Origin of the sequence: Nonomuraea zeae (assembly GCF_005889725.1) — a bacterium.
GTDB lineage: Bacteria > Actinomycetota > Actinomycetes > Streptosporangiales > Streptosporangiaceae > Nonomuraea > Nonomuraea zeae.
The window spans coordinates 1-11,065 of sequence record NZ_VCKX01000365.1 but is presented as its reverse complement, the minus strand read 5'-3'; the positions used below and the strand labels follow the sequence as shown (position 1 = coordinate 11,065).

11 protein-coding genes are annotated in these 11,065 nt (G+C 71.7%); 9 read left to right on the top strand and 2 right to left on the bottom strand.

Annotated elements, in window-relative coordinates; genetic code table 11:
- Positions 1 to 156: 156 nt before the first annotated feature.
- Both ETD85_RS54780 and ETD85_RS64030 read left to right on the top strand, forming a co-directional pair.
- Positions 157 to 597, top strand: coding sequence for a hypothetical protein (locus ETD85_RS54780; protein ID WP_170247362.1), 441 nt, complete (start codon positions 157 to 159; stop codon positions 595 to 597).
- 149 nt (positions 598 to 746) lie between these two features.
- A complete protein-coding gene (locus ETD85_RS64030; protein ID WP_170247361.1) occupies positions 747 to 905 on the top strand; it encodes a hypothetical protein in 159 nt (52 codons plus the stop codon).
- Positions 906 to 1,129: 224 nt separating this feature from the next.
- Here ETD85_RS64030 and ETD85_RS54770 read toward each other — a convergent pair whose 3' ends face one another.
- Positions 1,130 to 1,789 (bottom strand): DUF47 domain-containing protein, encoded by a 660-nt coding sequence (locus ETD85_RS54770; RefSeq protein WP_206059489.1) that lies wholly within the window; start codon positions 1,787 to 1,789, stop codon positions 1,130 to 1,132.
- Positions 1,786 to 2,427 carry an inorganic phosphate transporter gene (locus tag ETD85_RS54765; RefSeq protein ID WP_138697778.1) on the bottom strand — a complete coding sequence of 214 codons (642 nt, stop codon included), beginning with the start codon at positions 2,425 to 2,427 and terminating at the stop codon, positions 1,786 to 1,788. The genes ETD85_RS54770 and ETD85_RS54765 overlap by 4 nt, the downstream gene beginning before the upstream one ends.
- Positions 2,428 to 2,676: 249 nt before the next feature.
- Between ETD85_RS54765 and ETD85_RS54760 the strand changes: the two genes are divergently transcribed.
- The 7 genes from ETD85_RS54760 (at position 2,677) to ETD85_RS54730 (ending at position 10,933) form a co-directional block, all read left to right on the top strand.
- Positions 2,677 to 3,510, top strand: coding sequence for an ABC transporter substrate-binding protein (locus tag ETD85_RS54760; RefSeq protein ID WP_138697777.1), 834 nt, complete (start codon positions 2,677 to 2,679; stop codon positions 3,508 to 3,510).
- A 55-nt stretch (positions 3,511 to 3,565) separates the two neighbouring features.
- Positions 3,566 to 4,840, top strand: coding sequence for a phytase (locus ETD85_RS54755; RefSeq protein ID WP_138697776.1), 1,275 nt, complete (start codon positions 3,566 to 3,568; stop codon positions 4,838 to 4,840).
- Between the two features lie 135 nt (positions 4,841 to 4,975).
- Positions 4,976 to 6,421 (top strand): RICIN domain-containing protein, encoded by a 1,446-nt coding sequence (locus tag ETD85_RS54750; protein WP_138697775.1) that lies wholly within the window; start codon positions 4,976 to 4,978, stop codon positions 6,419 to 6,421.
- An 84-nt stretch (positions 6,422 to 6,505) separates the two neighbouring features.
- Entirely contained in the window at positions 6,506 to 7,495 is a 990-nt protein-coding gene (locus ETD85_RS54745; RefSeq protein ID WP_138697774.1) for a hypothetical protein, read from the top strand.
- A 112-nt stretch (positions 7,496 to 7,607) separates the two neighbouring features.
- Positions 7,608 to 8,501, top strand: a complete 894-nt coding sequence (locus ETD85_RS54740) for a cucumopine synthase-related protein (RefSeq protein WP_240780035.1) — start codon at positions 7,608 to 7,610, stop codon at positions 8,499 to 8,501.
- Positions 8,498 to 9,586 carry an NAD(P)/FAD-dependent oxidoreductase gene (locus tag ETD85_RS54735; RefSeq protein WP_138697772.1) on the top strand — a complete coding sequence of 363 codons (1,089 nt, stop codon included), beginning with the start codon at positions 8,498 to 8,500 and terminating at the stop codon, positions 9,584 to 9,586. The genes ETD85_RS54740 and ETD85_RS54735 overlap by 4 nt, the downstream gene beginning before the upstream one ends.
- Before the next feature lie 3 nt (positions 9,587 to 9,589).
- Positions 9,590 to 10,933 carry a cytochrome P450 family protein gene (locus ETD85_RS54730; protein WP_138697771.1) on the top strand — a complete coding sequence of 448 codons (1,344 nt, stop codon included), beginning with the start codon at positions 9,590 to 9,592 and terminating at the stop codon, positions 10,931 to 10,933.
- Positions 10,934 to 11,065 lie beyond the last annotated feature (132 nt).

The following is an 11,065-nucleotide window of genomic DNA, read 5'->3' as shown; positions in this document are numbered from 1 at the left end:
CCACCGTCCTCGCCATCCTGGCCGTCCTGGCCGTCCCCCGACCGGCCACCGTCCCCCGACCGTCCAGCTGCCTCCGACCGTCCGCCTGTGCCCGGCTCTCCGCCTGCGCCCGCTCCCGGGCGGGCGGCTGGCTCCGGACGCCGGCGGCGGGTCGTCGTGTCAGCCGTCTGCGTGGTGGTCGCCCTGCTCGTCGCCGTCGGTGTCATCGGGTATTCCCTGTTCAGTGACGCCCAGCGGGACGCCGCCGCGTACGCCGCCAACCTGCGTGCGGCCAAGGACATGGGCGTCCCGTCCGGATTCACCCGCGACGCCGAACGCAGCACCGGAACGAATCAGGCGCAGGTGACCTACGCGGCCACCGCCGCCTGCTCCGGCCGCTGCCCGGCCCAGGTCCTCGCCACCATGCGATGGGTGCAGGCACAGCAGGGCGTGGCCTCGGCCCAGTTCGCCGATCCGGACTCCTCCCGGTGCCTGCCCACGGCCGACGGCTGCATCATCACGGTCGCCCCGAGCCGTATGTTCCACGGGCCGCTGATCCGCCACGCGTCCGTCCGCGTGGTGGAGGGCCGCTTCCTCCTCCGGATCGACGTCGGCTAAGGGCCGGGCGGCGGCTCACGACCGCCCAGGGGGTCGGGCCCAGGCCGGGCCGTAGCCGACCCAGACCATGCGGTGGTCGACCCAGGCCGGGCGGCCAGGAGGCGCCGGCGATCCGCGCCGCCTCCTCGGGTTCGCGGCCGAGCTGCATCATGGCCGCGATCCCCGAGCGCGAGCTGTACGGCAGGTGCGTCACGGCCATCACCAGGACCAGCAGGAACGTCGTCCCGTACAGCGCCGGCAGCGGTCCCCTGGCCACGGCGAACAGCGACAGCGACGCCGCGGCGAAGGCGATGCCCGGGATGAGGTAGGCCAGCAGGACGACGAGGATCAGGCCGAAGGCGGCGGTCGGGGCGTGCCGCAGCACCTGGAGCCGGTGGAGCAGCCGGCGCCGTCTCGGCGGGGTGGGCGGCGGCTCCGCCTTGATCGGAACAGCCGTGGCGACTTCCTTCGGGGGGTTTCGGCTGTGCCGGTCGGTGCTGCCCCGGTCGGGCGGCCTTGCTCGGTGGCAGCCACCGGGCAAGGGCCCGCCTGATCAGTGGCTGCGTTTGAGCATGGCGTCGGCCAGCGCGTCGGCGGACTCGCCGAGCCGCCTGCCCACGGCGTCGAGGCGCGACAGCAGCTCGCGTTCGCGCAATGTGTCCATCTCCAGCGGCCCGGCGAACAGCTCGGCGAGCCTGGCCTGGTAGAGCTGGTGGACCCGGCTGCGGGACTTGCGGGTGGCCAGCACGGCCACGGTGACCGAGCCGGGATCGCCGAGGATCTTCAGCAGGGCCTCCTCCAGCTCGTCCAGGCCGTCGATCACGGCCCGCAGCGGCTCGACGGCGAAGGCCAGGTCGGCGGGCCCGAACAGGTCGGCCTCGCGGACGAAGTCCCGCAGCTGGTCGAGGACGTCGTCGATGGAGCGGGACAGCCGGAACAGGTCCTCGCGGTCGAGCGGGGTGGCCAGGGTCCGCCGCAGGGCGCGTACCAGCTCGGCGCGCGCGGCGTCGCCCTCGTGCTCGACCTCGGTCATGCGCGTGCGCGCGGCCGAGCGGGCGAGCGCGCCCGAGGCGGCCGAGCAGGTCAGCACGGCTCCCGCGCGGGCCACGGCGACCTGGCCGCGGATCAGGTCGATCACCCGCCGTCCCGACCGGCCGCGCAGCTCGTCCCAGGCCCTGGCCAGCCGCCTGGCCGGGCGCGCCGCGGGGCTCACGGCAGCCGCAGCGCGAGCCCGGACAGGCAACCCAGCGCCATGGACGACGGCAATGTGAGCAGCCATGCCGTACCCACGTTCAGCACTCCCTGCCATCTCACTCTCCTGCTTCCCTCGCTCGCCACCACGCCGACCACTCCGGCCGTCACGGACTGGGTCATGCTCACCGGGCTGCCCAGGGCCGAGCCGGCCAGGACCGCGCCGGTCGCCGCCGCCTCCGCCGAGACCACGTGCAGCGGCCAGATGCTGATCAGGCCGCGGCCCAGCCGCTCCCCCACCCGGTTGAAACTGGTCAGGGCACCGGCGAGGAAGACCGCCGCGCACCGCGCCGCGTACGCCAGCAGGTGGGCCGCCCGCACGAGCCTGGGCATCCGCCGGTGGGACGGCACGCGCCGGGCACCGGCTCCCAGCAGGTAGCCCAGGGCCAGGCCGGCGAGGCCCTCGGTGAAGGTCCGCGCCACGGCGACCCCCAGCACGTACGGCCCGGCGAACAGGACCGCCACGAGCAGCGCGGTCACCACCCGGCCGGGCGTGCGCGGGACCCGCAGCCCGAACCCGGTCAGCGTGGCACCGTCGTTCGCCCCGGTGATCAGCACGAAGAACACCGCCACCGCCGCGAACGCCAGTGTCCAGCCCATCAGTACGGCAGACCCACACGCATGATCGCTCCTCGTCCCGTGGCCTCCAGTTCTAGATGAACAGCAGATGAACAGTCAATACTTTGTCCTGACATTCTGACCAGATGAAACCAGGCGACATGGATGAGTGTAAGTAAGTATGTCTTGACAAATTATTCACCTGATGTTCATCGTGGAGCACACTCGGGTGCCGGATTCGGGGCTGAGGCGGCGCCCGTGATCCCGAGAGGCCAGAGGAGTGACGCCATCATGAGGCGCACCGGGAAGATCATCTCCATGGCGTTGCCGGCGACCGCCGTGGCCTGCGCCCCGTCCACCACCGGCGGCCAACCGGCGGCCGCACCCGCCACGGCGCTGCCCAGCGCCTCGCTCGACGCGTCCTTCGACCTGCAGGCGCTCGTCGCCGCCGCCAAGAAGGACGGCGGCGTGCTGGTCGGCCAGCTGATGCCACGCGGCGTGACCCGGACGCGGGTGCCCGCCGACCTTCAGGAGCAGATCCCGGCGGAGAACCACAACCCGCTGCTAGCGCTGTCGAAGGCGACGATCTTCGCCTGCAACACCAAGCCGTCCCCCGGCGGCTGCCCGGTGCGCAACGTCTGGGACCTGACCGAGCCGGAGTGGGCCGGCAAGCTGGTGATGCAGGACCCGCTCGGCAAGCCGACCGTGCTGTCGTTCTTCACCCAGCTCGACTCGCACGGCAACGAGGGGCTGGAGCAGGCGTACCAGGCCAAGTACGGCAAAGCGCTGAAGACCGAGGAGAAGAACGCGGCGCACGAGTGGATCAAGCGGATCTCGCTCAACAAGCCGGTGCTGACCGGCTCGGACGAGGACATCTCCGCCGCCGTGGGCGCGCCGGACACCACGGACAAGAAGCTCAGGCACCCCAGCGCGGCCAAGCTGCTCGTCCACTTCGTCATGACCGAGGAGGACGTCAAGCACGAGATCGGCGAGGGCGGCATCTCGGGCACAGCACGGTCAAGCCGCTGGTCACGCCGCCCGGCCTGCCCGACTGGCAGGGCCAGCTCACGGCGCGGCCCCAGTTTTTCTTGTCATGTCAGGGCACCTATATGTCCCGTTATTTAGCAATTAATCCGTTGTTACTTACATAGCAACACCATCCCCGAGCGAGGAGACACGAATGCGTCCCCTGTCCAGGCTGTTCCCGGCGTTCCTGACGTTCTTACTGGTAGGAGGGCTGGCCGCGCCCGCGACCGGCAGCGGCGTCGCGTCGGTGGAGCCGGAGGTGGAGACCCCCGCGCTGTTCGACGACGACGCGGGCGGCAAGGCGAACGGCGACGATCCGGCGATCTGGGTGCACCCGTCCAGGTCCGGGCGCAGCGTGGTGATCGCCACCGCCAAGGAGGGCGGGCTCTTCGTCTACGACCTCGGCGGCCGGCAGCTCCAGCACATCCCGGCGCCAGCCGCGCCCGGCCCCGAGGACGAGCCTGGACGCTTCAACAACGTCGACGTCACCTACGGCTTCGACCGGCGGGACCTGGCGATCGTGTCGGACCGCGGGCGGGACACGCTGCGCATCTACGCCATCTCCGGCGGCCGGCTCACCGACGTGACCGACCCGGCCGCGCCGTTCGTCTTCAACTCCACCCAGGAGCAGGTCAACGACGCCGAGACCGCGTACGGGCTGGCCGCGTGGAAGGACTCCACCGGCACGTACGCGCTGGTCAGCCGCCGCCACAGGACCTCGGTCGGCCTGGTCAAGCTGCTGGCGAAACCGAACGGCAAGGTCGGCTACCAGCTCGTCAGGACGCTCGACCTGCCCGCGTCGTTCTCGTTGCCGAACGGCCAGACCTGGACGCCGTGCCTGGAGCCCGGCGAGCAGGCGCAGGTCGAGGGCATGGTCGTGGACCAGCAGCGGGACGTGCTCTACGCCGCCCAGGAGGACGTCGGCATCTGGCGGATGCGGGCCGACCTCACCGGCAGCCCCGTGCTCATGGACAAGGTGCGGGAGTACGGCGTGCCCGGCACGTACGACCCTGAGACCGAGGAGTGCACCCCCGGCGCCGACCCCGGCTACGGCGGCCGGCGGCTGACCGCGGACGCCGAAGGTCTCACGATCTACTACCGCGCGGACGGCAAGGGCTACCTGCTGGCCTCCAGCCAGGGCGACAGCACCTTCGCCGCCTACCGCCGCGAGAGCGGCAACGCCTACCTGGGCCAGTTCCGCGTCGCTCCGGACGGCGACCTCGACGGCGTGGAGCACAGCGACGGCTCGGCCGTGCTCAACGTCCCGCTGGGCGGCTTCGACGAGGGCCTGTTCGTCGCCCACGACGGCGAGAACACGCCGGCCACGCCTGACCGCGAGAACACGAACTTCAAGTTCGCCGACTGGGGCGACATCGCCGGCGAGCTCGATCTCGACGTGGACACCGGCGGCTGGGACCCGCGCGGCTGAACCGTTCACCGCTCCCGCCCCGCTGATGTGCGACGTCAGCGGGGCGCGGCGCCCGGGACGTTGACAGCGCCTTGACTCCCACGCAGAGTCGCGTCAACCGCCCGCCTCACGGCATCGCAGAGGAGCCCGCACTCCATGTCCCGCATCCGCACCCTCCTGGCCGGGCTGTGCCTGGCACTCCCCCTGTCATTCGCGCTGTTATCCGCGAGCCCGATGGCGGGCGCCGCGCAGGCCGCCCCGGTGACGGTCCCGGTCGGCGCCCAGTTCACCGACACCTCGGGCAACCTGCTGCACGCCCATGGGGGCGGCGTGCTGAAGGCAGGGGCGTACTACTACTGGTTCGGGGAGAACCGCAACGCCGACGGCACCTTCAGGTACGTCTCGGCCTACCGCTCCACGGACCTGCGCACCTGGGAGTTCCGCAACCACGTGCTCACCCAGTCCAGCTCCCCGGAGCTGCAGGTGGCCAACATCGAGCGGCCGAAGGTCGTCTACAACGCCTCGACCGGCCAGTTCATCATGTGGATGCACAAGGAGAACGGCAGCGACTACGGCGAGGCGCGGGCGGCCGTGGCGGTCTCCGGCACCGTGGACGGCGCCTACACCTACCTGCGCAGCTTCCGGCCGCTCGGCCACATGTCGCGCGACATCACCGCGTTCGTGGACACCGACGGCACCGGTTACATGATCTCGGCCGCCGACGAGAACTACGACCTGCACGTCTACCGGCTCAGCGCCGACTACACCGACGTCGCGTCGCTGGTGCGGGTGTGGGACGGCTACCACCGCGAGGCGCCGGCCATGTTCAAGCGCAACGGCGTGTACTTCCTGCTGACCTCCGCCGCCACCGGCTGGCAGCCCAACCAGGCCCAGTACGCCACCGCCACCAGCATCACCGGCACGTGGAGCGCCTGGCAGAACGCCGGCGACTCCCTCACCTACGGCTCGCAGCCCGCGTTCGTGCTGCCGGTGCAGGGCACGTCCGGCACCTCCTACCTGTATCTGGGCGACCGGTGGGCGGGCGCGTGGGGCGGCCCGGTCAACGACTCGCGGTACGTGTGGCTGCCGGTGCAGTTCCCGAGCGGCACCACCATGAGCCTGACGTACGCGCGCCAGCTCACGATCGACGCGGCGGCCGGCACGATCACCTCGACGGGCACCGGCTACGACCGGCTGTCCGTGCGACACTCGGGCAAGTGCGCGGACGTGCGCAACGGGTCCACGGCCAACCTGGCCCCGGTCATCCAGTACACCTGCGGTAGCGGCGCCAACCAGCAGTGGCGGATCCAGTCGGTCAGCGGCGGCTACGTCCAGATCGTCGCCCGCCACTCGGGCAGGTGCCTGGACGTCAACGGCGTCAGCACCGCCGACGGCGCCGCGCTCCAGCAGTACGCGTGCGGCAGCGGCGCCAACCAGCAGTGGACGCTGCAGGACGCGGGCGGCGGCTACCTGCGGCTGGTGGCCAGGCATTCGGGCAAGTGCGCGGACCTGCCGAGCTCGTCGCAGGCCGAGGACGTGCAGTTCAAGCAGTATCCCTGCAACGGCGGGCAGAACCAGCAGTTCACGCGTACCTCCCTGTGACACCGGGCAGTCATGCCCGAAACCCGTCCGCGAGGGAGAAATTGCCTCGCGGACGGTCACGCGCGTTGGCTAGATTCGGTAGTCGTGGCGCAACCCCTCGAGATCGCGTGTGACGAGTCCGGCGCGGAGGGCGAGAAGCTCGTCGGCGGCAACACCGACGTCTTCGCGCACGCGGGCGTGGGGATGGACATGCCGGCCGCGGCCGGCTGCATCGCGGAGCTGCGGGCGCGGGCGCCGTCCCCCGTCTCCGAGTACAAAGCGAACCACATCCTGCGCGAGAAGCATCGGGCGGCGCTCAAGTGGCTGCTCGGCCCGGCCGGCCCCGTGCTCGGCCAGGTCCACGTGTTCCTGGCCGACAAGCCCTTCTTCGCCGTCGGCAAGCTCGTCGAGCTGCTCGCCGAGGACACCGGGGACCGCCTGCCCGGCATCGGGCTGCGCGCGGACCCGCAGATCAGGGCCATGGCCGTCGACCTCTACCGCGAGGGCCCGGCGGCCTTCGGGGCCGGCCGGTGGACGGCGTTCCTCGACTCCTTCAACTACCTGCTGCGCGCCAAGAACGGGCAGGGGATCACCACGTCCGTGGAGGACGCCTTCCGCCTGGTCGGCGACCTGCGCGGCACGGGCGGCCGGGCGGGCGCGATCGTGGAGGAGCTGTGGCGGGCCAGGCCGCGCGTCGAGTCCTTCCGGGAGCGGCTCCTCGCCGATCCGCACGTCTTCCCGGCCCTCGACCCGCTCATCCCGGGCATCGTCAACGCCGTCGCCTTCTGGGGCCGGGGCGGCCGGCCGGTCTCCGTGGTGCACGACCGGCAGACCACGCTGACCGACGAGCGCATCGCCCAGTTGCGGGAGATCCTCGGCGAGCGGCGGCTGGCCGGGCTGCGGCTGATCGAGTCCAGCCTGGACGCCAGGGTGCAGGTCGGCGACGTGATGGCGGGGGTGGCCCGCAAGATCGCCTCCGACGAGCTCGCCGGGCGCGGGGATCCGCAGCTCACGGCGCTGCTGCGGCCGTACGTGGACGCGCAGTCGATCTGGGGCGACGACCGGAGCTGGGCCGCGCTCCACCCCAGGTCATGACCCGGTAAATAGCCCGACCCCGCCAGTATTGCCACAAAACGTGACTATAGAGTGACGTATTGTGAACGAATCGAAGCGTGTGGAAATCAGCTGGCCTAGCCTCGACATCACCGTGGCCGCCGAACTCGACCAGCGCAACCCCGCCCTGGCCAAGTGCCTGTGGGACGCGCTGCCCTACCGCAGCCTGCAAGGACATGCCCTGGTCGCCGGGTACCACCTGTACCACGTCGCCCCGGTCCATTCGCTGCTGCATACGCCCGCGGAGTACAAGGTCGACCGGCGTACCGTGCCGGACGGCACGCTGTTCTGCTCCCGCCTGCAGCACCTGGGCATCAAGTACGGGGAGCTCACGGAGCCGATGACCGCGACCCCGATCGGCCAGGTCGTCGAAGAGGACCTCGACGCCCTGGCCCAGGCCGGCCGGGAGGTCTGGAACGCCGTATACACCACCAAGGAGCCGGTGATCGCCGAGGTCCGCCGCGAGGGCGGGAAGAACGGCCACGTGCTGCCCCGGCTGCCCATCGGCGACCCGCAGCTCAACGCGCTGGCCGCCGACGTGCACGCCGAGACCGAGCGCATCTGGCTCGACCCGCCGCGCGAGCTCATCGACCTCCACCAGGGACGCATCACCTCGGGGGCGGGCAGCTACGAGACGGTCCTGACGACGCTGCTGTTCGTCAACGGCGAGACGCGCCCGCTCGGCTACAGCTGCTACGGCGGCCTCGTCCGCGCCGCGCTGGACGGCATGCCGATGCCGTGGCTGCGCCAGATGACCCGCCAGCTCGCGCACACTCCCGCGGAGTTCCTCGGCTACTGCGGCCTGGACACCCTGTGGGGCTTCACCCAGCGGCTGCTGGACGGCCTGGAGCGGCTGGACTGCCACGAGGACTTCGTCGCGGTCATGGCGCACATGGCGCTCTACTGCAACTGCCTGGGCGGCTGGAACCTGCACCTGTTCCCGTGGGAGGCGGGCGAGAGCCTGCGCCGTACCGCGGAGCGGGCGTGAGCGGCTCACGGGTGGTGGTCGTCGGCGGCGGCGTGATCGGGCTGTCGATCGCCTTCCACCTCGCGGAGGCGGGCATCGACACCACCCTGCTGGAGCGGGGTGAGCTCGGCTCGGGCGCCTCGCGCGCCACCGCCGACGTGGTCAGGTCGTACTTCGCCGGCAATCCCGTCAGCTCGGCGCTGGCCGTGCGCAGCCTGGCCGCCTATCACGCCTTTCCCAGCAGGCCGGGCATCGACCTGCCGCTGCGGCAGGTCGGCTACCTGGTGCTGTTCAGCGAGCCCGAGCAGGTCAGCGCGTTCGAGGCCGACCTGCCCGACCAGCATGCCGCCGGGGTGGACGTCGGGCTGATCAGCGTGGCGGAGGCCAAGGAGCGCAACCCGCTCATCGGCGACCTGCCGCTGGCCGGGGCCGCGTACTCGCCGCAGGCCTACATCTCCGACACCACCGCCATCGTCACCGCGTACGCGGAGGCGGCCAGGCGGGCGGGGGCGGACCTGCGTACCGGATGTCCCGTCACCGGCATCGACACCGCCACGGGGACCGTGCAGACCGCGGACGGCGAGGTGCGCGGCGACGCCATCGTGTGCGCCGCCGGCGCCTGGTCGGCCTCGCTCGTCCGGTGCGCGGGCGTGGACCTGCCGCTCACCGAGCCGATCGAGCAGGAGCTGCTCACCACCGACCCGCTGCCGCCCGGCACGCCGGAGATCCCGGTGACCCTGCACGCCGCCAGCGGCCTGCTGATCCGGGTGCGCGGCGACCGGATGCTCATCGGCATGGGCTATCCGGGCCCGGACAGGGAGGCCTGGCGGCGCGGGGTGGCCGCGCAGCTCGCCATCACGTACCCGAGCCTGGCGGGGATCGCGTTGCACACGGCCGTCACCGGCCTGCGCGACGCCAGCCCCGACCGCAGGGCGTTCATCGGGCACCAGCCGGGGCCTCCGGCGTTCCTGTACGCGACCGGCTTCTCCGGCCACGGCCTGTGCAACGCGCCGGCGGCCGGCGAGCTCGTCCGCGACCTCTACCTCGACCAGGACCCCGGCATCGACGTGACCGCGCTGGCGGTCAGCCCAGGACGGACGGGATGACCCATGACCAACGACAGCCGTTCCATCCTCGACCCGGCCTCCTCTGACGAGAGCTCGTCCTTCGGCGGAGACCTCGGCGACGCTCCCGGCGTGGAGAGCCGCTGCCCGATGAGCGGCGCGGCGGTCGGCGACCGCTTCGTGCTCGACCCCGCCTCGCCCGACCTGCACGCCGACAACGACCGCCTGCGCGCGGCCGGTCCGCTCGTGCCCGTCACGGCCGAGGGGGTACCGGCCTGGGCCGCCACGACGTACGCCACGCTGCTGACCGTCCTGACCCACCCGAACCTGTCCAGGGAGCTGCGCTACTGGTCCCCGTCCGCGCGCGCGAGCTCGCCGCCGGGGACGGCCATCGACCGGATCGTCACCGACACCTCCATGCTCAACGCGGAGGGCGAGGACCACCGGCGGCTGCGCAGCCCGATGGCCACCGCGTTCACCCCTCGCCGGGTGGAGCAGCTCCGGCCCAAGATCACCGCGATCACCGAGCGGCTGATCGACCGGCTGGCGCAACTGCCGCCCGACGAGCCGGTGGACATGCGGCTGGAGTTCGCCTATCCGCTGCCGCGCGAGGTCATCTCCGAGATGATCGGCATCCCGCCCGCCCACCAGGACGAGCTGCACGAGCTCAGCGACGCCGTGGCCCAGGTCGGCGCGCTGGAGGACAGCCCGCAGGTGCGCGGAAGGCTGCACGAGCTGCTCGGGCAGATCATCGACGAGCGGCGGGACTCGCCGGGGGAAGACCTGATCACCGACCTGATCACCCTGCGCGAGAAGGACGGCGGCCGCCTGTCCAACGACGAGCTGTACGCGACGATCGAGCTGCTGTTCATCGCGGGCCACGTGACGACGGTGAACCTCATCACCAACGCCATCGGCGCGCTGATCAACGTGCCCGGCCAGCTCGATCTGCTGCGCTCCGGCCAGTGCCCGTACAGCGCGGCGGTGGAGGAGACCCTGCGCTGGGACTCGCCGATCGCCTACTTCCCGATGCGCTACGCCGTGCGCGACATCGAGATCGACGGCGTGCCGCTGCGCGCGGGCGAGCCCGTGCTGGCCTGCTTCGCCTCCGCGGGGCGCGATCCTGGCCAATACGGTGAGCACGCGCACCGCTTCGACCTCACCAACGCGCCGGCTCCGCACCTGGCCTTCGGGCACGGGCCGCACTTCTGCCTGGGCGCGCCGCTGGCCAGGCTGGAGGCGGAGATCGCGCTGTCGGCGTTGTTCGCGGCGTTCCCGGACATGAGGCCCGCCGCGCCGCCGGAGGAGCTGCCGCCGCTGGACACCCTGCTGGGCAACAGCACGCGCACCATGCCCGTCCTGCTCGGCAGGCGGGCCCCTGCCGCGTGAGGCTCGCTAGCCCCGTTTTCCGCACGTGAGTGATCTTCAGCGGAGGTCTCGTGGATCGATGTTGAGCAGGTCCAGGAGGTGGAGTTGGAGGTCGGTGGGTTGCGGGATGGTCGGGGGTGACTGGCCGGTGCC

Coding starts and splice junctions, on each gene's coding strand:
- ETD85_RS64030 (WP_170247361.1), top strand. CDS start 747: ATGGCCGCGATCCCCGAGCGCGAGCTGTACGGCAGGTGCGTCACGGCC.
- ETD85_RS54765 (WP_138697778.1), bottom strand. CDS start 2,427: ATGGGCTGGACACTGGCGTTCGCGGCGGTGGCGGTGTTCTTCGTGCTG.
- ETD85_RS54760 (WP_138697777.1), top strand. CDS start 2,677: ATGAGGCGCACCGGGAAGATCATCTCCATGGCGTTGCCGGCGACCGCC.
- ETD85_RS54755 (WP_138697776.1), top strand. CDS start 3,566: ATGCGTCCCCTGTCCAGGCTGTTCCCGGCGTTCCTGACGTTCTTACTG.
- ETD85_RS54750 (WP_138697775.1), top strand. CDS start 4,976: ATGTCCCGCATCCGCACCCTCCTGGCCGGGCTGTGCCTGGCACTCCCC.
- ETD85_RS54730 (WP_138697771.1), top strand. CDS start 9,590: ATGACCAACGACAGCCGTTCCATCCTCGACCCGGCCTCCTCTGACGAG.